This window comes from Spirosoma soli, assembly GCF_042684525.1.
Taxonomy (GTDB): domain Bacteria; phylum Bacteroidota; class Bacteroidia; order Cytophagales; family Spirosomataceae; genus Spirosoma; species Spirosoma soli.
Map to the genome: position 1 here is coordinate 307,664 of NZ_JBHULN010000001.1, position 20,550 is coordinate 328,213.

Sequence of the window (20,550 nt, forward strand, 5' to 3'; positions counted from 1 at the left end):
TTTAAAATCGCAACACAGTATATGATGAAACAATCAATCACAGTAACACCGTCTATCTTGTTAGTTATCATCATTCTGTTAACAGCATGTAAAGATCATAATTCCACACCGACTCCCCTGACTTGGAGTCAACTTCCCGCCATCCCTAATGTATATCGTGAGGAAGCGTCATCGTTCAGCATTGGGACTAACGCTTACTTCGGTTTAGGTTTTGGAAACAACGACGGTCGCTATAATGCAAATGCAACATATAATAATGATTTTTGGGAGTTTAACAGCACCACTAACGTTTGGCGTCGTATAACTGACTTTCAGGGAAGTAAACGTAGTGGAGCAACTTCATTTTCTATAAACGGACGAGGATATATTGCTTTTGGCTACTCAACATCTTGTCCCACCAATGGTGGGCTTTGTGATTTTATGTATTACGACGACGTTTGGGAATACAATCCAAATACCAATACATGGCGTAAAGTTGCTAGCTTTAACTCAATTTCTGGATTACGGTACGCTACGGCTTTTGTTATAAATAATAAGGCTTATATCTTGACTATTAGTGAGTGTCTTGAGTTTGACCCAGTAACCTACTCTTTCCGGAAACGAGCAGCTTGTCCTATAGGCCTGTTCAGTGGCGCGTTCTCGCTAAATAATAAGGGATATGTTTTCTTAGGCGATCCCGATATCGAGCAGAACAAACGAGTGTATGAATATGACCCTATAACAGATATTTGGAGCAGGAAAAAAGACTTTCCTGGTCAACCCCGTATACTTCCAACAAGTTTTAGTCTAAACGGATACGGTTATTGTGGTGGAGGTTACAGAAGGGGGAGCACTTTTCAGTATTTTAAAGAATTTTGGAAGTACAATCCGACAACCGATGAATGGACTCAAATAGAAGACTATCCGGGTGTAGGGTCGGTATGGTTGCAGAGTATGGTGATCGGGGGCAGCGCAATAATAGGATCGGGATATGGATCTGAAACAAACCTACTTCGATACGATAATAGTTTTTGGCTCTTTCAGCCAAAGTAAAACTGTTTACTAAAGTGCTCAGGTTAATCAATGTATAAATTAAGTTGTTAGTTTGCTCCGCGTGGATTGGTCTCTGGCGACAAGCCGCACATCCCTCAGGAAGCCAAGCAGCCCAACCGCCACCGTGTTCGCGGGCGAATGAACCCAGGAGAACTGTCAAATTGCCCTTTTAAACAATATCTGATAAACAATGGGTTGCAATTTAACAGTACATCCGAAATGAGAGTGTAAAGGTTGACGTTCCGTTCGTTATCTGGAGTTGCTTCCTCATCTATCAGCCCTTATTGACGTTGGGTGATCGTCTGCACCGAGTCTCTATTTTCAGCTCCCGACGACTGTGCAAACGCCCTGGTTGGGACGGTTGAGATTTGCAAAGTGGCTGGCGACAAGTCAAACGTTGGCTATATGTAGAATTTTATTGCCCACTTTATGCCTGATGAAATTTTCTTCTATCTCGGACTTGCATTTTTGACAACCCACGAATTAGACGCAGTTCGCTGTCGAGAATGGCGAATATTTCCTGGTTTATCCTTGTTGAATGACCGAGTGTGGGATACCTAATTTTTTGTCTGGCTCACATTCCACTGTTTTATTTTGTATACGTGAACTTAACCAGTCGGGAGAATACACTAACGTTTATCACAGGATTTGACCTGTTTATGATAATTCATGTGGGCCTTCATTTACTGCTTCTCAAACACGAGCGCAACGAGTTTAAGGATTGGATATCGTGGTTGCTAATCGTCGGGGCTGGTTTGTGCGGAGCAATGGATTTGTTAGTGTAGTTCTCGCTCCGCGTGGGCGACTCTTCAGCAGCAGGACGCCAGTTAAGCAACGCCCAAACTTCTCTTGAATCAACATTTCGTTTCTACGTATATACCAGACAAATTTTAACTACCCAATTGACCCGGTAAGCGTTTGAGGGTCAGTTGGTTTTCTCCCCCATTCACATAACAGTCCGTTTTCATATAAACGAATACTGTGTAATATGTTGATTATGAAGAGAATAATATAAGTGCCAGGGTCGTTAACCTCTCATAACCATCCAGTAAATAGTCTTGTTTAAACGCGTTGGATTCTTCTTGCTGATGACCGTCATTCGGCCGGTCGTCGCGGTTGCCGCTCAATTTACCGCTCTTCCAGTTTCTCAGTTAAATCTCTCTAAAAACAATACAACATCCCGTCCTGGGGTAGCGCCCCCTGATGCAACCCAGTCCCACGGACCGGCTTCCAGCATCGCGCCGTTGCTGATGCCTACCGCCGAGAGTGCCCCTCCTGCCCTGCCACTGCTCGACGTCGATTTCTGCGGTGAATGTTTACCGCTCGATCAAACCGACGTTGTTGACCGCTGGAAACATGTGTTTACGCTGTTTCGCAGCCACGCCAGCGACTTGGGTAACCTTCGCGAGCGAGCCGACGCTTTCTTCCCCGTCATTGACCCAATCCTGGCCAAATATGACATTCCCGACGATTTCCGGTACGTGCCCTTAGCCGAAAGCGCCCTTCGCCCGAAAGCCGTTTCGCGGGCTGGGGCAGCTGGTTACTGGCAATTGATGCCCGGCACCGCCCGCGAACTAGGTCTTAAAGTGAGCGGACGAATCGATGAACGGTTCAATGCCCAAAAAGCCACCGAAGCCGCCTGTAAGTACCTCCGCAAGCTGTACGATCAACTTGGGTCGTGGTCGTTGGTAGCTGCGGCTTATAATGCCGGTCCTAACTTTTTGAAAGCCCAGCTCAAACGCGTCGATCACCGCGACTATTATCGGATGCGACTTCCCCGCGAGACACAGTACTATCTGTATCGGGTGCTGGTCTATAAGGAAGTTATGTCGCGCCCGAATGATTACTCGTTGTTCCTGTCGCCCGCTCAGCAAACCGCCTATCAGTGGTCATTACGACCTAGCTTGCAGTACGTCGGCTTAGCATAATACAAGACTTTGTTGGGCATCGCCTGAGACTATGCTCGGGCGTTATCCGCTGGGCTGCCGTTGCAGTCTTTGACCGGATTAGTTGATTGATAACGTACCGGTCAACTATTCCGGTCAAAGACCGGATAACGCTGGGCCGTAGTCTCCAGACTACGGCCAACGAGGCATCCAAAAACGCTCGTTTTTGTTTTAAAGATTATAAAGAGATTAAAAGCTTTATAAAATGATAATACATACATAACATCGGCTTAACACAGTTGCGCTCTCTTTGCACCAGGAAATTTCACAACCTGCTGCATGAAAAAATATCTATTATTAAACGCTATAGTGCTACTTCTAGGCTGTTTAGCGCTCAACAGTACTTTTGCTCAAACTACACAGGCCTCCATTTCGGGGGTTATCGTCGACAATCAGAAACAGCCGCTGCCAGGCGCTACGGTTCGCGTGCGCAACGAGTCGACCGGTTTTAGTACCGGAACGATCACGTCGACTTTGGGGGAATATTTATTTAAAGAACTTCCCTTGGGAGGTCCGTATACCATCCGGGTTACGTTTGTTGGCTATGGTGAACAGACGCGAACCGGTTACTTCCTGAACCAGGGCGATGCGATTCGGATCAACCTGCCCATGCAGGAAGACGGCCAGGCCCTTCAGGTGGTAGACGTTGTCGCTTCCGGTCTGAAAAACAAAACCGAGATCCTGGGAGCGGCTACCGCCATAACGGCCAAGTCGATTGCCTCGCTCCCGGTCAATGGCCGTAACTTCGTCTCACTGACGGACCTTTCGCCGTTAGCGGGCCGGAACGGGAACCTGTCGGGGCAGCTGGGCTCATCAACCAACTTCACCATCGACGGAACAACCGCTAAGAACCCAACTTCGGCCGGTCCGACAACCAGCCGGAGCGGGGCTCCTTACTCGATCTCCATCGAAGCCGTGCGCGAGTTCAAGGTAATCACGAACCAGTACGACGTTGTTTACGGACGTGGTGGGGGTGGTATCGTGAGTGCGGTTACCAAAGCGGGTACGAACAAGCTGAGCGGTAGTATTTTCAATTACTTGCGGGCCAACTGGCTGTCGAGCCAATATGACATCCGGGGTAACCAACGCAACAACCCATTCTCGACCAACCAGTACGGTTTCTCGTTGGGTGGTCCGATCATTAAAGACAAACTGCACTTCTTCGTCGTTTGGGATCACCAGCAAGATTCGCGCCCGCTGATCATTGCAGACGTACAAACGACGACCGACGAGCGCCGGTTCAACGTGACCAATGCTACGCTTAACCAGTACGTCGACATTGCCCGGCGTGTATATGGTACGGCCAACACACCCCAATTCGGTACGTTCGACAAAAACCGGGGTTCCGATGCGGCCTTCGCCCGAATCGACTGGCAGGTCAGTCCTAAAAGTCTCCTCACAGTTCGCAACAACTTCACCAGCGACCGCAATAAATTGGGTCTGGCCGATAACACGGCGATTAACCTCTACGAGTCGTACGGCAACGATCTGAACTGGGACAACAGTTTTCTGGCCACGCTGCGTACGGCCCTGAATCCAAAAGTTACGAACGAGCTGAAAGTCCAGCACCTCTACACCTATCAGAAGAGTAGCCCCGGTGACCAGCTACCAGCGGCCAACATCCCCCGAAATGTTGTCGAAAACGTGGCGTCGAGACTTGCGGACAGCTCCATTATATCGACCAACATTCAGATGGGTGGCCATCGTTTCGCCCAGGAAGGCTTCAAGAACAACGTATTTCAGCTCATTAACAACCTGTATTACAACACGAATAAGGCTCAGTTTACGTTCGGTGTAGACGTAATGTACACCCGGGCGAATTCAACGTATGGTAGTGAGGTGAATGGTCGCTTTTATTACAACGAAGCAAGCCAGGTTGGGCTGACGCAATTCCAGAACAAGCAGCCATACCGGTATTACCGCGAGGTTCCGCTGCTGGACGACTGGAGTGTTCGGGGCAACACCTGGAACATTGGTGCGTATGGACAAATGAGCACTAAACTGGCTTTGGGTCTGGACATGACTGCCGGTCTGCGCTTTGATTACGCCCTTTACCCCAAGGCTCCGTTAAACCAACTCGTGTTTGATGAGTTAGGCCTTCGCACAGACAATCAGCTTAAGTCGTTCATCCTTCAGCCGCGTTTGCAGTTCAACTGGGATATTAACGAGCAGCGCCGGGACATTATCCGATTAGGAGCGGGCGTATTTGCGTCGGATATTAACAACTACGCCATCATCAACAACCTGACCTTCGATGGCAAGCACCTGGCTACGGTGGACGTTCGGGGCGCTAACGTACCAACGCCTGACTTCGCGGCTTACCGCAGTAACTACGCCAGCATTCCTACGCTGCCCGCCTTCCAGGTCCCTACGATTAACCTAACCGGACCCGATGCCCGTGTACCGGTATTGTACAAAGCCAACCTCTCATACACCCGGTTTATAACCGATCGGTTGCGAGCGAGTATCACCGGCTTTGCCAGCTTTGCCCGCAACAACTACATGTACGTCGATCGGAACATGGTGGCTGAGCCTTTCTTCCGGTTAGCCAACGAAGATAACCGCGGAGTGTATGTGCCCCTGAATTCGATGCCACCTAGTGGATTGGGCGACTGGCAGCTCGGCCGGATCAGCAATAAACTAGGCCGGGTGCTGGAGCTGAACAGCGAAGGAAAAGTGAACCAGTTTGCGGTGGTTGCCGATGCTACGTATCAGTACCTGAGAGACGGCGAGATTACAGTAAGCTACACCTGGAACGACACCCGTGATAATACGTCCTACAACGGAAACGTGGCCAACACAGCTACGCTCTCGCTGCCGGTAAAAGATGACCCACGCGACCTGAGCAAGATGAGCTATTCGGATAACCAGTTCCGCCATAAACTCGTCGTTTACGGTACACTGCCCAGCTTTTTGGGTATCACAGTAGGCGTTCGGTATTCAGGGCTGGGCGGCACTCGGTACTCCTTATTATCGGGCGCTAATAACAATGCCGACTTTGTAGGAACGAATGATCTGGCTTATGTCTTCGATAGAAACAGTGACGGCACGCCAGCAAACATCAGAACGGGTTTGCAGGCGCTGCTGGATAACCCAGGCGCTAGCCAGAGTCTCAAAGATTATATCGTTAAGTACTCGGGGCAATTAGCCGAGCGGAATGGTGGCATCAACGGTTTCTACGGTGTGTTCGATGTTCGGGCCAGCAAGCGATTCAAACTGTTTCAAAAGTACTACGCCGATTTGTCGGTCGATGTGTTCAACGTTGCTAACGTGTTCAACCGATCATGGGGCACCAACAAGTCGCTGGCTTCTCAGGCATTGTATGCAATAGGTATCCCTCGAACAAACACCACACCAGCCATTCCGGGATTCGATACGGCGAACCAGCGGTTTGTGTACCGGGTCAACAATACGGGGGCTGTTACGCCAACAGGTGATCCGTTCCAGATTCAACTGGGTGCCCGTCTTAGCTTTTAATACGCTGTCATTAGGTGGGCATCCATTGTCATTTATTGTTTCCATCAACCGGTTCCCCAAATGACAATGAATGCCCACTTAATGACAACAAACAACTTTAATCGTATGCGTACCTTATTCCTCTCTAGTCTGCTACTGTGCTCACAGTTGGTGCTGGCCCAAACGAAACTTGATAAACAGGGTCACCGCGGTTGCCGGGGCCTGATGCCCGAAAACACCATTCCAGCCATGAAAAAAGCCATGGACATTGGTGTTCAAACGCTGGAACTGGATGTTGTGATCTCGAAAGACAAGCAGGTGGTTGTCTCGCATGATCCCTACATGGCGGCCGACATATCGCTGAAACCAGACGGCACCCCCGTTTCGGCCGACGAGCAAAAGAAGATCAACTTATACCAGCTGACCTATGCCGAGATCAAGAAGTTTGACGTCGGCAGCAAGCCGCATCCGCAGTTCGAGCAGCAGCAGAAATTTAAGGCGTACAAACCCCTGCTGGCTGAACTGATCGACTCGGTAGATGCCTACGCCAAAGCGAAGGGGTTGCCCCAGCCGATGTTCAACATTGAGATCAAATCCAGTCCGCAGACGGATGGCGTCTATCACCCCGCTCCGGAAGAATTTGTTCAGTTAGTTATGGCTATTTTTAACAACAAGAACCTGAGCAAACGGGCAAACATCCAGTCGTTTGATGCCCGCCCGTTGCAGCTCATTCATAAGCAGTCGCCCGATGTAGTCATTGCTTACCTGACGGCTAATAACAAAACCCTCGACGAAAACCTGACGACGCTGGGTTTCAAGCCCAAGGTTTACAGCCCCTATTACAAAACGGTAACCGCCGAAACGGTCAAAGCCTGCCATCAGCAGGGGTTAACGATTATTCCCTGGACCGTGAACACAAAACCCGAAATTGATAACCTGATTTCGATGGGTGTCGATGGTATCATTACCGACTATCCGAATCTGTTCTGATTTGGCTCGACTACCGCTTACATTTGCAAAAGCAGCAGTGCCCCGGCCTGCTGCTTTTGCGTTTTAAAGGGCTGTTGTTGAGAGTTGATCTTTCTGATAAGCGGCTTCTTATTCATTGCCAATCGGAGAGACGTATACGACATTAGGTAAAATAAACCCTAGCCGTACAAATCAGTTATTAAGGTACATCTGAGCGGATACCAATCCGCTTGGCCTATATTTGGCCTATATCCAGTGTTTGAATGCAGTCTGACACCACCAAAACTACTGAAAACGAAGCAAGTCGCCCGGTTGTAAGCCGACGGATGGACAAGCTTTTTATTGATTTAGCCGACGTACTGGCGTTTGTTGTCCGTTTCTTTCGGGAAATGTTACTGCCTCCCTATGAATTTAGGGAAATCATTCGGCAATGTTACGAAGTTGGCTATCGCTCCCTGCTGCTCATTTCAACTACGGGCTTTATCACCGGCATCGTATTCACGAATCAGTCGAGGCCTTCGTTATCGGAGTTTGGCGCTACCTCATGGCTACCGTCGCTGATTGCCATTGCCATTGTTCGGGCACTCGGGCCGCTGGTTACGGCCTTGATTGCAGCCGGTAAGGTAGGGTCAAGTATTGGGGCCGAGTTAGGGTCGATGAACGTAACGGAGCAGATCGACGCCATGGAAGTATCGGGCACTGACCCGTTCAAATTCCTGGTGGTAAGCCGCGTGCTGGCTACGTCGTTTACCATTCCAATTCTAACGATGTATACGATTTTTGTGGCGCTCATTGGGGCCTACATCAACGTTAATCAGAATGAGCAAACCAGCTTCACGAGCTATATACAAGAGGTGTTTGGGGCTATCACGTACCTGGATATTTTTGCCTCCGTGCTGAAGTCGATTGTCTTCGGCTTTACGATTGGCATGGTGGGCTGTTACAAAGGGTACCACTCCTCGAAAGGCACGGAGGGCGTCGGCAAGGCCGCTAACGCTGCGGTGGTAACGTCGATGTTTTTGGTGTTCATCGAAGAACTGATCTCACTCCAGATCGTGGCCGCTATTCGGGGAAGTTAAAAAATAGTTACAGGGTTATATAGTTGACTACCAAGTCCGCGATACCAGTCTGATACCAACTATACCACTCAATGACTTTACAACTGTATAGTCTCTTTATTCATGAACCAACCAACTGATCCGGTCATTTTTATCCGGGGGCTGCGCAAGTCGTTTGGCGATTTACATGTACTGCGGGGCGTCGATCTGGATGTGAACCGTAGCGAAAACGTGGTGGTGCTGGGGCGCTCCGGCACGGGTAAATCGGTATTGATAAAAATTATTGTTGGTTTGCTGAAACCCGATGCCGGGCAAGTGCGGGTACTTGGTCAGGATGTTGAGCAACTACGGGGTCGGGAGTTGGACCTGTTTCGGCAGAAGGTAGGATTCTCCTTTCAGAGCAGTGCGTTGTACGACAGTATGAGCATCCGGGAGAACCTGGAGTTTCCGCTGGTACGTAATGTCCGTAACCTGAGCCGGGCCGACATTGACCGCGCTGTTGAAGAAGCCCTGGATGACGTGGGACTGTCGCAGACCATCAACCAGATGCCGTCGGAGCTATCAGGTGGGCAACGAAAACGTATTGGCATTGCCCGAACGCTGATTCTCAAACCAGAGATTATGCTCTATGATGAACCTACCGCCGGACTCGACCCCATCACCTGTATCGAGATCAACAATCTCATCAACGAAGTCCGCGAACGCTATAAGGCGACCTCTATCATCATCACCCACGACCTGACCTGCGCTAAAGCCACCGGCGACCGGGTCGCTATGCTCCTGGACGGAAAGTTTGAGCGGGTGGGTACGTTCGAGGAGGTATTCGCCGATCCCGACGAGCGGGTACAACAGTTTTACAACTACAATTTTGTGGAGTAATGAAGTTAGGGTACTAAGTGATGTGCTGCGATGTATGGCAAATCACTAATCTAATTAAACAAATGGCTAGCTGCACTCATTACACGCTTAACACTACCTACATTATATTCAATCATTGCACCAAATGAGTACAGAATCAAATAAACGCTCTGTTATTGTCGGCATCTTTGTAGTGCTGGGTTTTCTGATCTTCCTGGCCGGAGTATTTGTGCTGGGCGGGCAGCAGAAGCGCTTCACCCGGAGCATCCGGGTCATTGCCGTTTTTAAAGACGTTGCCGGTCTGAAAGCCGGGAACAATGTCTGGTTTTCGGGGGTGAAGATAGGCACCGTCAAGCGGGTGAGCTTCTTTAGCACGGCCCAGGTCGAAGTCGACATGGATATTGAACAGAGTTCGCAGCAGTACATCCGTAAAGATGCCAGCGCCACCATCAGCTCCGACGGTCTGATTGGCAACAAGATCGTTCTCATCACCGGTGGTACCCCCAACCATCCCGAAGTGGAAGAAGGTGACCGGCTACGCACCCAAGAAGCCTTGAGCTCGGATCAGGTGCTGGAAACGTTACAGGAAAACAACCGGAACCTGCTCCGCGTCACCAACGACTTCAAAGCCCTGGTGGGTAATATCCGACGGGGTAAGGGTACGGTAGGTGCGGTATTGACGGATTCGATGGTGGCCGACAATTTCAAAAGGGCCATGCAAAATTTGGAAAAAGCTTCCGAAAACACGGCCAGTGTTACCCGGTCGGTGTCGCGGTTTGCGTCTAAATTAAATAGTCCTGGCACGTTAGCCAATGAACTGGTGACCGACACAACGGTCTTCCGCCGATTGAGCCGCTCCGCCAGCAAGCTCGAAGGGGTAGCTAACTCGGCCGAACAAACCGTAGGCAATCTGAGTCAGACGTCCGAAAATATCAACCGGGCATCCGAGAAGCTCAACAACACCAACAGCCCACTTGGGGTCTTGCTCACCGATCAGGAAACAGCCAATAACCTACGCGCAACGCTCCGTAATTTGAACAGCGGCACGGTGCTTTTAAACGAGGACCTTAAAGCGGCCCAAAGTAACTTTCTGTTACGCGGCTTTTTCAAGAAGCGCGCCAAGGAAGAAGCGAAACGAAAAGCCGACAGCACCGCTGCTAAGAATTAAGCTTGCTGCGTTAGACTGTTGTGTTCTCCAAGCGGGCGGCTAAAGTCGCCCGCTTGGGGAACACGCTTTTTGTTGCCTTACAACCGCCGTCCAAACTCCTGCCACGAAATCAACCCAATAGCCACAACGGCCAACACCAGGCCAATTTTATTAGCCGTTGACAGCTTTTCGTTGAAGAATAATGCGGCCGTTAGCGCTGCCAGCAGTATGACGCCAATGTTGTATAACGGATACACAAACGCGCCGTTACTCCCAAAGGCCGATAAAGCCAGCAACAGTGTGTAGAAGCTCAGAAAATTAGGAATACCTAACGTAATGGCTCCTATCAGGCTTCTGGGCTGAATGGTTTCTTTGCCCTGAACGATTCGTATCGCCAGCATCAGCAACCCGGCGACAATGGCCCCGACAACCATGGTCAGCGTAACCTGAACAGTTTTATCGGCCGAGGGAATGTAGCGCAGGTTCATGTAGTTGATCATGGTGTTGGTAGCTCCGTAGAACAGGAACACCCCAACCGGCAGCAGTACCGACGCTCCCAAACGGCGAGGTTGTTTAAGATTGGCTTCCGTACGTAACGTCTCCGGCGATGGTTCTTCGGGCTTCTTATACGTACTTAAGCCCACGGCTACCACGGCCAGCACCAACCCGAGGTAGTTCAGGGCATCGAACCCCTGGCCACTCCCCGCTTTATCGCCCGTGCGAAACACGAACAGGCTAAAACAGACCGGTATCACCAGCGACAGATTATTGGCCAGTGATGTGGCCGTGATGCCCATACGTTGTGTTGAAGCACCCGACAACAGAAACGTCAGAATAAAGCCAACGCCTAACCCAAGCGCCAGCCAGGTCCAGGTCTGAGAAAAATCAATCGTGAACGACTGCCCAGCAGGCAGCAACAGTAAGCCCGTCAGAAAACAAACCGGGTAATTGAACACAATGGCCTGAAAGGTATTGACGTCGTAGCGTGGGAAAAGTCGAAAATTCAGCAACAGCAACACAGACAGCAGAATGCTAAGGCCTAAAAAGAGCATGAGCGTAGGTAAGTAAACGGGTAATTTCCCGGCGAAGTTAACAGGCTCAATCGGTTACGCACGTATCTTTAGCCTGTCCTGCAATGAGGTTACGTTATGATAAAAAAACGGTACGCATTCCTTTTCTTGTTCTTCCTCACCTGTTTCGCGGCTTTCGGTCAGAAAAAGCTGTCTCTTTCGGCCACGGTTGCCCCCGCCTTCACGAACATCAGTTACAACAACCGGTATTTTTACCCGGAAAGCGACGGCCAGATTGTTGAACCGGTCTATTTGAATGGCAAAAAATGGGCTACAGGCTTCATAACTGGGCTAACCGTTCAGTACACGTATGCCCCTGGCTGGTCGGTGGCAACGGGCGTTTGGTATGTGCAGCAAACCATTCGTCAGCCTCGGCTGGCAGCCGCCGGAGAAGGAACTATGTCCATTCGCAACCGGGCGTTACGTGTTCCGATCCTGCTTAACTATCGCTCCTCAACGGAACGATTATCTCCTTATTTCACAATTGGGCTTGCCATCGATTTTCCGTTTGTAACCCGTGTCATTGCCGATCGGAGTGGAGAACCAACTCAAAACCTTCGACTTGGCACGGCACGCAGCCCGTTGTTTCAGCCTGTGTTTGGGGCTGGGGCACAGTACCAACTTACCCCCCGATACCAGCTTATGCTCCAGCCCATCTGGACGTATAATTTGGGGCGGTTCAGCAGTACAGACAGCCGTAATCCATCCAATGAGTTGAGTTTACTGGCCCAGATTACTTACTCGTTTTAACGGCGAAGTACCTACTGCGTAGACCGGTTACAACTTACTCCATGCAACAATCGCTGGATGGACCCGTCATTATCAGCAATCCCCTTCTTATGAAAGCACTTATTCCTATCAGCCGCCTTATTCTATCCTTTTTAATCGTAAGCTGGCTGACGACAGCAACCAGCACTGCTCAAACTACGCTGTCACCTGCTCAGCTTGAGCAGTTTATTCCAAAACTCATGGATAGTGCCCGAATACCGGGATTGTCTATGGCCATTATTAACAACGGGGCGCTGGCCTACAGCAAAGGGTATGGCCTGACTAAAGCAGACTCGACCCAAAAGGTAACGTCGGCTACCGTTTTCGACGCGGCCTCGCTAAGCAAACCGGTGTTTGCCTACGCCGTTCTGCAACTGGTTGAGCAGGGCGTACTGGACCTGGACAAGCCTTTGTATGAATACCTCCCCTACCCGGACGTGGCCGACGATGAACGGTATAAAAAAATAACGGCCCGAATGGTCTTGAGCCATAAAACGGGCTTTCCGAATTGGCGCAAAAACCGCAAGTCGAACCAACTTTCAATGCTGTTTACGCCCGGTGAGCGGTTCAGCTACTCGGGCGAAGGGTTCGTTTATCTGCAAAAAGTCGTGGAGAAAATAACCGGTAAGCCCATAAACGACCTCATGACGGAGCGGGTGTTTATACCACTGGGTATGAGCCGGAGTAGTTACGTATGGTACCCAGCCTTTGATGCCAATTTTGCCCTCCCGCACGGTGACAATGGTGAGCCCGAACCGAAATTCAAATCTGAGATGGCGAACATGGCCTATTCGCTTCAGACGACGGCCGACGATTATGCCCGATTTGTCATGGCCATCTTAAACAACAAAGGCCTTAAGCCGAGCACCGTCAATCAAATGTTGTCTCCGCAAAGCCGGTTGCCCCAGCGGTTGTTCGGTGAAGATACCTTGTCAACTAACCTTCGTTGGGGACTGGGCTTCGGTCTGGAGTCCGCATCTACAGGCAATTACTTCTGGCACTGGGGCGACAACGGAGCGTATAAGTGTTTCGTTGCGGCTAATCCAACAAGTAAGCAGGCCGTGATTTATTTCACCAATAGCAGCAATGGCTTAAGCATCACCCAGGAGATACTCGAAAAAACAATCGGTGGTCAGCATCCAGCCGTCGTTTTTCTGGGTTACAAAACCTACAAGACCCTGGCGGCATCGCGTAAGAAATAAGGTTTTTTTCAGGGCGCACTGTGGCTATGTTTTTATACCGCGGGTTACCAATCGCGTTACAACAAGCGCATCACCTATCCTACCTAATTGCGTAGCTGTTAGGCACCTATTGCCAGCGAAGATTATTGAGTATAAATAGTGGTCGAACAGCGGTTTTCTGAATACTGTTGGCATGAGTAAGGGCAACTTCTCTCCCCCAACCACGTAGCGTTCCAAACTGATTATTAGTAGTCATGTCCATGACTGAACATAACGGATCACCCCCACCGGCGTTGCCTGGCCCTGAACAAAAGCCAGCCAATTACATTTAAGAGTAGTGTGTAGACTACTTATTTGTCTGGCACACTACGTCTATGTTAACGTCCGGCATCATCACTCAACAGCGCGACATTCCGCCTGAGCTTGCTCAGTTTGAAACAAATAAGCACATTCCTTCAATCATCCGAAAGAATGTGTTAACGGCTTTGTCGTTCTATCCGGAGTTGACGAAAACTCCCATCGACTTCGTTTTCAGGCGAAACATAAAGTCGTCGGTCATGCAGGCTCAGCCCGTTTTTGTGAGTTTGTTACGTAGTAGATCAGCCAGGGCTTACCGGATTAATATCAGCGCCATGTTCAAACTGACGCACACGGCCATCCCGATTCATCAGTTGCCCGACGACATTATGATCGGCTGGATTGGGCACGAGCTAGGCCACATCATGGACTACGAAAGCCGGAGTAACATCGGCATGGTTGGCTTTGGACTTGGCTACGTGTTTTCGGCTAACTACGTCCGTAAAGCCGAGCAACTGGCCGACCAATACGCTGTTGATCACGGGCTCGGCAAGTATCTGATCGTTACCAAGCGCTTCATTCTCGACCATGCCGAGCTTCCGCAGGCTTACAAAGACAAGATTGCCCGGCTTTATGTTTCGCCGGAGGTCATTGTGGAACAGGTCAGGAAGCTGGAAGAAGCCAAACTGGAACAGCAACGCAACCAGCTATGACAGCCCGTGAACGTATTGCTCAAAGTCCAGGAAGTCGTCTTCTTTCATTACCCTCGGAATCTTCGTCTGCCCACCCAGCTTTTTATATTCCTCACTCCAGCGATGGAATTTCTCGACGGGTATCACCTCGGCTTCGACGCCTTTTAACGACTTCGTACGAGCCACGTTATAGTTTTTGTTAAGCTCCCGGAGTTCAGTATCCAACTGAGTGGCAAACTCCTGGCCATCGACAACTCGGTTGGAGCCAATAAACCACTTATTGATGTATTCGCCGTTTTTGCGAATCGCCGACACCACAAATTCTTCAATCTCGATGTCGAACCGCTTTTGCAGGGTTTGCATTGCCTGGTTCATCTGGTACACCGACAACTGCTCGCCGACCACGTTCAGAAAGTGCTTCGTCCGGCCTGTGATTTTTATCTCCGACCGTTGCTTATCCGTAATCATGACTGTGTCGCCGATCATGTAACGCCAGGCTCCCGAAACGGTCGAAATCAGCAGTACATAGTCAACATTTTCTTCGGCCTGCTCCAGCGTTAGCACCGTAGCATCGGGTTTCACCCGGCCCTCGTCGTCCATGGTATCGTCCGAAAACGGGACAAACTCAAAGAAGATACCGTTATCTAGCATCAACGCCATCGACGACGTGTCGGGTCGTTTTTGCGTAGCCAGGTACCCTTCCGATGTCAGGTACGTATCGATGTAGATCAAGGGTCTTGCCAGTAATTTCTCGAAACTTTTGCGGTATGGCTCGAATGCTACTCCGCCCGAGGTATACACTTGCAGGTTGGGCCAGATGTCATGGATGGTATTGAGCTTGTTGTACGAAATGACCTCTTTGAGCATCATCTCAATCCAGGAAGGAATACCGCTCAGGCTGCCGATGTCCCAACCGGGTGCCTCTTCGGCAATCCGACGGACTTTTTCGTCCCAGTTGGTTATGGACGCAATCTCAACGCCCGGCTTGTAATAGGCTCTGAACCAGGCCGGAATATTACCCGCACTAATCCCACTAATTTCACCTTCCTGGTGGTCATCTTTCTCGATCAGGCTTACGCTGCTGCCCAGCATCATGATCTGCTTCTCGAAAAAGTCGCCGGGCAGGTCGAAGTTTTTAAGGCTCATGACCTGCTGAATGCCCGCTTTCCGGATGGAGTCGAGCATATCATCCGTCACAGGGATGTATTTGCTCGTGCTGGTGGTGCCGCTGCTCAGGGCAAAGTATTGCTGACCACCTGGCCAGGTCACATTCTGATGGCCTTCTAGCAGATAATGCCACCAGTCGTTATACATTTTATCGTAGTCATGGATGGGTACGGCCTGCTGAAAAGCCTCAACGATGTCTACGTTGTTTAAGATTTTATTGAAGTCATGCTTCTTCCCAAAAGCGGTCAGCTTTGCCTTAGTCAACAGACCTTCTAATACGGCAAGCTGGGCTTTGGCCGGATCGGGCTCCGAGGCAATAAACCCGTATACATCAATTGCTTTTTTAACGAACTCGCCAATAACTGCCATAAATACTCGGTAACGGATATGAATGCTACCCGATTAACCAGATCAATCCTACTTTGTTATCCAGAGTAATCGTGCGCCACAAACGACTAACCACTACCCCAGCCGAGCGATTTGGCGGCACTAGCGGCTCATGTCGAGCGTTTTGTTTTCGGCCAGCAATCGCATTCGGTACGCGTTCATGGCTGTTTTACCGAGTTGATTTACCAGGCGATAGTTGACCACAATACCAACCGCAGCCCCAATGCCGGGAATGAGCTGGGCCATCTTGGCGAGGTCGATGTAGTCGCGGTACTCCTGCTGAAAGGTCAGCCAGTCAAACTGGTTAATGTCTTCAGGCAACTGGCGGCTGTGCTCGGGCCAATCGGCGATATACCGATAAATAGCCTGCCGACGCTCCTGGCTCGAAAAGGCTAACTGAAAAATGTATAAAATATAAACCCGCTCCCGATAGTCGCTAACCGAGTAGCCGTATAGAGCAGCAATCTCGAATAGCATTTTCATTTTGAGGCCAAGCAACAACGGAAAATCGGCCAGACCGAGCAGTAAGCCTCCCGCCCCGGTCACCCCGCCTTCGGCAGCACCAGCCTTCTTATAAAACTCGATACGGCCAGCCACGGCCGCTTCCCGTTGGGTCAGCGTCATCCCCTCGGCCGGAGCACGGGTTAGAAACTCGGCCCCGAACAACACAGCCCGGGTCATCTGCTTGATGGTGGCCGTAATGATGTTGTGTACCCGCTTTGGAATAATCCGATTGATTCGGCGTTGCAACGAAGTAGAAAGCTTACCAACCGCGGAGGGTGGCTTCTGCATCGCTAATTGCCAGCGGGTTAGCTCTGTTTTAACAGCTTGCTCGTAAGGTGTCATGGTGGATAAATTGATGAAAACTAGTAGGTAGGCCGAATTAAAACGCCATTTTATCGGTTTTAGTCGTATATTTCCTCATAAACTCCTAACACCGCCCGCTTGTAGGTATGAAGAAAGTTCTTTTGCTTCTGGCTACGCTTGCCTTATTTAACTTCGCAAGCACCGGACCCAAAGCCACTCGTAATGTAGCAACGGCATCGCCCGCTCCGGCTCTTAAAACAGTTGCTAACACCTTTAACAACATCGCTCACCTGGAGGTGTACGATCAACTCAACCTGAGTCAGTCAGGTTTACAAAAAGAAGTTTTTGAATACGCGCTTCGCGGCTGGCAGAAAATGGGAGCCGTTAACCCCATCTTATCCATTGTGGATCTCAGCCAGCCATCGAACAAGAAGCGATTGTATGTCATTGATCTCATCAAAGGAAAACTCTTATTCAACACCTATGTTTCGCACGGACGTAACTCCGGTGATCTGGTAGCCAGCAAGTTTTCCAACATTAACTCGTCGTTTCAGACCAGTCTGGGCTTTTACCAGACGCTGAACACATATATGGGTAAGCACGGCTTGTCGTTGCAGCTAAAAGGTCTTGAAAAAGGTTTTAACGACAACGCCTATAACCGCAACATCGTGTTGCACGGCGCTGACTACGTTTGCGAAGATTTCATCCGCAAAACCGGTCGTTTAGGTCGCAGTCAGGGTTGCCCGGCCGTTCCTTATGCCGATTCGAAAAACATCATCCAGGCCGTGAAAGGAGGCTCTTGCCTGTTTGTGTATTCGCCCAATACCGACTATCTGAAGAAGTCAACCTACCTAAGCAATACGCTGGCCGCGTTATAGAGTAGTTTTCAAACATAGAGGCACAAAGAGCACAAAGGTTTTCTGATCTCTGTGCTCTTTGTGCCTCTTTCTGTACCCTCTGTGTTTATTATCTATTCGTTTAACGCGTATACATCCTTGTAAAACTTCAGCTTTCCGGCTGCGTCTACATCAGCCGTGTTATACGCAATGAATACCGGGAATCGTTTAGGAATCGACAACGTTTGCGGCTTTTGGTCGATCATGCAGCGATTCATGAAGCCAGCATCAAAGGTTTGCTTACCCAATACCAGATTCGCCAGCTCGACTGGTTTCTGCACCCGTACACAACCATGACTCCGCCAGCGGTCGGCGGTGAGGGTAAACAGGTCGCGGCTATTGGTGTCGTGGAGGTAAATAGCCAGCGGGTTCTCAAGGTCGAATTTTATCAGGCCAAGTGAGTTTTCACAACCCGACGCCTGCCGAACGCGATACGGAAAATTGGTCGTTGACAACCCCTCCCAGTCAATTTCTTCGGGATCGACTTCGCGGTTCTTCTCGTCCAGAATCTGTAAGTTCTGATTGTAGATATACGACAGGTCGCGCTGCATCCGGGGCAGCATTTCTTCCAGCGCAATTTTACGGGGTACATTCCAATACGGATAGGCCACAATATCTTTGATATAGGTCGTCATGCAGGGTGTGCGTTTGTCGGGTTTACCGGCAATTACCTGCATGGGCAATAATCGCTTGCCCGTCCGGTCGAACACGTTCAGCTCACCCGCCGGAATATTAACGATCACAAACTGATCGGGGTTGAAGCGGTTGACGTACCGATAAAAGTTAAGCGTTTGCCGGATCTGGCGTAACGAATCACTTACAGCCGGGTTTCCTTTCGCCCGCTTCCGCAGTCGGTTGTAGTACGTGGCTAGCTGATTGTAAGGTGCAAACGTGGCAAACTCCGTCATCATTTTTAGCGAAACCGTAGTACCCACTTTCTTAGCCCACGATGAATCCACCGCTTCGGGTAAGCCATTATACGTCATGCGTGAAGGCTTTTTACCGTAACGCACTTCCATGAGCAAAGCGGTCAGCTTCGCACCTGCTTCCGCTTTATCGGCATCAGGCTCAACAACATAGCGAGACGTATCAATACCCACCGAATCGGCGTATCGGCACAGTTGATGGAGGCTAGCGACAGTCTGTTTAGCTTCTTTCTCGGCCTGTTTGTTGGCCTGTTCAACGCGTGCCTGATCTTTCTGAGTAGACTGCCACTTTAGAAACTGCCTTCCGGCTATGAACAAAATTACCAGGCCAGCTACGACAGCAGCCCCAATCTTTAATTTTCTTTGATCCATGTTCATTTGTTGAGTACTATCTGCTCTATATAACCACGCAAACTCATCATTAGTTGTATACGCTCAGTTGTTCAATTGCAACCGCCTATCAATCATGGGCATAGGCTAACAACAAATTGCAGGTCATAGATTTTTTAAACGTACCGGCACAAAAAAGGGCTTACCCCATGAGGTAAGCCCTTTTACAATAAACGTTCAATGTATCTTAGGTGCCGCCATAAGCTGGCTTGTCGAGGTTTGGTTTACCATCCCGATTTCGGTTCGGATGCGTTGTTGATACGTCCTGATCATCTACATCGTTTTCCGGATCGGTTTCCAGGCCATCAATGGGTGAGTCTTCGGGTCGTTCGTTACCCGGCATTCTCGTTGCTTTGTCCGAACGGTCGCCTAAACCGGCGGGAGAAACGGCTTGCTTCGCCCGCAGAATATCTTCCTTATCTGGATCTTGATTTGCCATAATGCTTCTTTTTTAGGGGTTACTCAATGAGCGATTCGCTTGCCTGTAATAACGCTCTACTTATTCCATTGTTTATCTATTCTGAAGATCGATAAAATAAATAGCCCGCCAAACGTTGGTTCAGCGGGCTAGTATTGACGGGGTATAAATCAGCCTTTCGGCCGACGTTACACTATCGAATTAGCTTGGGTTATTTACCGGCTGCGGTAGGCATCAGCACGGTATCGACAGAGTGGATAACGCCATTGGTAGCCTCAATATCAGCCTGGTTGATATTGGCGGTAGCACCCGCGCCATCGGTAATTACTACAGCGTCGCCCTGTCGGCTCACCGTCAGGGTGCCTCCGGTAACGGTTTTCAGCTTCTGGCCATCCTGCAGTTGTTCGGCGGTGAATTTACCTTTCACAACGTGGTAGGCCAGCAACTTAACCAGTCTGTTCTTGGCGGCTGGCTTTAGTAACTCATCGACCGTTCCGGCAGGAAGTTTTTCGAACGCTTCGTTTGTGGGAGCAAACACAGTATATGGTCCTTTTCCGGCCGCCTGCTCGGTCAAGCCCGATACCCGTAGCGCCCGGAATAGAATGGTATGATTAGCTGACTTAGCCGCACTGATGGCCAAATCTTTACCGGTTGCGCCACCCGGCTTCATTGTACTTTCGGAGGTAGTTGACGATGTGGTCGTGGCGGTTTGGGCCGTTGTATTCTGATCCTGAGCCATAACCGATCCGCTGACACTGGTGAGCAGGGCAATCGCTAAAGCCCATCCGAAACATGTTTTTCTAGCCATTTGAGTATAGTTGGTGAATGATACATACAGCTTGCCCAATTAGACAAGCGCGAAGCAACACACTTCGACTAATTGAGTAAACGGTAGGTACGTATCAATAAATTGTGTTCGGATAGCAGAAAAAACAGAATTCGAGCAAAAGGACCAGTTTTAGGGTATGGTCAGGCGGAGTCAAGCATTGTCAGATGTGGTCAAAAACAGTCAGGAGTCGTAAGCCGATTGACCATCGCTGACTACTTATTTAGGTCGCTGAGTACGCTAAAAACCAAGCGTTCTA

The 20,550-nt window shown here is 49.8% G+C and carries 19 protein-coding genes; 13 read left to right on the plus strand and 6 right to left on the minus strand.

Annotated elements, in window-relative coordinates; all coding sequences use genetic code 11:
- Positions 1-21: 21 nt before the first annotated feature.
- The 9 genes from ACFSUS_RS01220 (at position 22) to ACFSUS_RS01260 (ending at position 10,487) form a co-directional block, all read left to right on the plus strand.
- Complete coding sequence (locus tag ACFSUS_RS01220; RefSeq protein ID WP_381517944.1) at positions 22-1,032, plus strand: Kelch repeat-containing protein; 1,011 nt, start codon at positions 22-24, stop codon at positions 1,030-1,032.
- 429 nt (positions 1,033-1,461) lie between these two features.
- Complete coding sequence (locus ACFSUS_RS01225; RefSeq protein ID WP_381517947.1) at positions 1,462-1,593, plus strand: DUF6713 family protein; 132 nt, start codon at positions 1,462-1,464, stop codon at positions 1,591-1,593.
- Positions 1,581-1,817 carry a DUF6713 family protein gene (locus ACFSUS_RS01230; protein WP_381517949.1) on the plus strand — a complete coding sequence of 79 codons (237 nt, stop codon included), beginning with the start codon at positions 1,581-1,583 and terminating at the stop codon, positions 1,815-1,817. Before ACFSUS_RS01225 ends, ACFSUS_RS01230 begins: the two co-directional genes overlap by 13 nt.
- A 273-nt stretch (positions 1,818-2,090) precedes the next feature.
- Entirely contained in the window at positions 2,091-2,960 is an 870-nt protein-coding gene (locus ACFSUS_RS01235) for a lytic transglycosylase domain-containing protein (protein WP_381517951.1), read from the plus strand.
- A 297-nt stretch (positions 2,961-3,257) separates the two neighbouring features.
- Positions 3,258-6,455, plus strand: a complete 3,198-nt coding sequence (locus ACFSUS_RS01240) for a TonB-dependent receptor (protein ID WP_381517954.1) — start codon at positions 3,258-3,260, stop codon at positions 6,453-6,455.
- Between the two features lie 105 nt (positions 6,456-6,560).
- Complete coding sequence (locus ACFSUS_RS01245) at positions 6,561-7,424, plus strand: glycerophosphodiester phosphodiesterase (RefSeq protein WP_381517956.1); 864 nt, start codon at positions 6,561-6,563, stop codon at positions 7,422-7,424.
- A 242-nt stretch (positions 7,425-7,666) separates the two neighbouring features.
- Positions 7,667-8,482: an MlaE family ABC transporter permease gene (locus ACFSUS_RS01250; RefSeq protein WP_381517958.1), complete on the plus strand. Its 816-nt coding sequence runs from the start codon at positions 7,667-7,669 to the stop codon at positions 8,480-8,482.
- Positions 8,483-8,584: 102 nt separating this feature from the next.
- Positions 8,585-9,340, plus strand: coding sequence for an ABC transporter ATP-binding protein (locus ACFSUS_RS01255; RefSeq protein ID WP_381517961.1), 756 nt, complete (start codon positions 8,585-8,587; stop codon positions 9,338-9,340).
- A 124-nt stretch (positions 9,341-9,464) separates the two neighbouring features.
- On the plus strand, positions 9,465-10,487 hold the full coding sequence (locus tag ACFSUS_RS01260; RefSeq protein WP_381517963.1) for an MlaD family protein: 1,023 nt from the start codon (positions 9,465-9,467) through the stop codon (positions 10,485-10,487).
- A gap of 77 nt (positions 10,488-10,564) precedes the next feature.
- Here ACFSUS_RS01260 and ACFSUS_RS01265 read toward each other — a convergent pair whose 3' ends face one another.
- Positions 10,565-11,518 carry an EamA/RhaT family transporter gene (locus ACFSUS_RS01265; protein ID WP_381517966.1) on the minus strand — a complete coding sequence of 318 codons (954 nt, stop codon included), beginning with the start codon at positions 11,516-11,518 and terminating at the stop codon, positions 10,565-10,567.
- 96 nt (positions 11,519-11,614) lie between these two features.
- On the opposite strand from ACFSUS_RS01265, the gene ACFSUS_RS01270 reads away from it, so the two are divergent.
- The 3 genes from ACFSUS_RS01270 to ACFSUS_RS01280 all read left to right on the plus strand — a co-directional run bounded on the left by ACFSUS_RS01270 (position 11,615) and on the right by ACFSUS_RS01280 (position 14,495).
- A complete protein-coding gene (locus ACFSUS_RS01270) occupies positions 11,615-12,286 on the plus strand; it encodes a porin family protein (protein WP_381517967.1) in 672 nt (223 codons plus the stop codon).
- Between the two features lie 41 nt (positions 12,287-12,327).
- A complete protein-coding gene (locus ACFSUS_RS01275) occupies positions 12,328-13,506 on the plus strand; it encodes a serine hydrolase domain-containing protein (RefSeq protein WP_381517970.1) in 1,179 nt (392 codons plus the stop codon).
- A 353-nt stretch (positions 13,507-13,859) separates the two neighbouring features.
- Positions 13,860-14,495, plus strand: a complete 636-nt coding sequence (locus ACFSUS_RS01280) for a hypothetical protein (protein WP_381517971.1) — start codon at positions 13,860-13,862, stop codon at positions 14,493-14,495.
- Here the strand turns inward: ACFSUS_RS01280 and ACFSUS_RS01285 are convergent.
- A complete protein-coding gene (locus ACFSUS_RS01285) occupies positions 14,490-16,010 on the minus strand; it encodes a GH3 family domain-containing protein (protein ID WP_381517973.1) in 1,521 nt (506 codons plus the stop codon). The genes ACFSUS_RS01280 and ACFSUS_RS01285 overlap by 6 nt on opposite strands.
- A gap of 120 nt (positions 16,011-16,130) precedes the next feature.
- Complete coding sequence (locus ACFSUS_RS01290) at positions 16,131-16,874, minus strand: EcsC family protein (RefSeq protein WP_381517975.1); 744 nt, start codon at positions 16,872-16,874, stop codon at positions 16,131-16,133.
- Positions 16,875-16,981: 107 nt separating this feature from the next.
- Here ACFSUS_RS01290 and ACFSUS_RS01295 point away from each other — a divergent pair, with 107 nt between their 5' ends.
- Positions 16,982-17,713: a murein L,D-transpeptidase catalytic domain family protein gene (locus tag ACFSUS_RS01295; RefSeq protein WP_381517978.1), complete on the plus strand. Its 732-nt coding sequence runs from the start codon at positions 16,982-16,984 to the stop codon at positions 17,711-17,713.
- A gap of 92 nt (positions 17,714-17,805) precedes the next feature.
- Here ACFSUS_RS01295 and ACFSUS_RS01300 read toward each other — a convergent pair whose 3' ends face one another.
- From ACFSUS_RS01300 to ACFSUS_RS01310, 3 genes are all read right to left on the minus strand, one after another.
- Complete coding sequence (locus ACFSUS_RS01300) at positions 17,806-19,029, minus strand: L,D-transpeptidase family protein (protein WP_381517979.1); 1,224 nt, start codon at positions 19,027-19,029, stop codon at positions 17,806-17,808.
- Between the two features lie 205 nt (positions 19,030-19,234).
- Positions 19,235-19,486: a hypothetical protein gene (locus ACFSUS_RS01305; RefSeq protein ID WP_381517982.1), complete on the minus strand. Its 252-nt coding sequence runs from the start codon at positions 19,484-19,486 to the stop codon at positions 19,235-19,237.
- 190 nt (positions 19,487-19,676) lie between these two features.
- Positions 19,677-20,273 (minus strand): fasciclin domain-containing protein, encoded by a 597-nt coding sequence (locus ACFSUS_RS01310; RefSeq protein ID WP_381517985.1) that lies wholly within the window; start codon positions 20,271-20,273, stop codon positions 19,677-19,679.
- Positions 20,274-20,550: the final 277 nt, after the last annotated feature.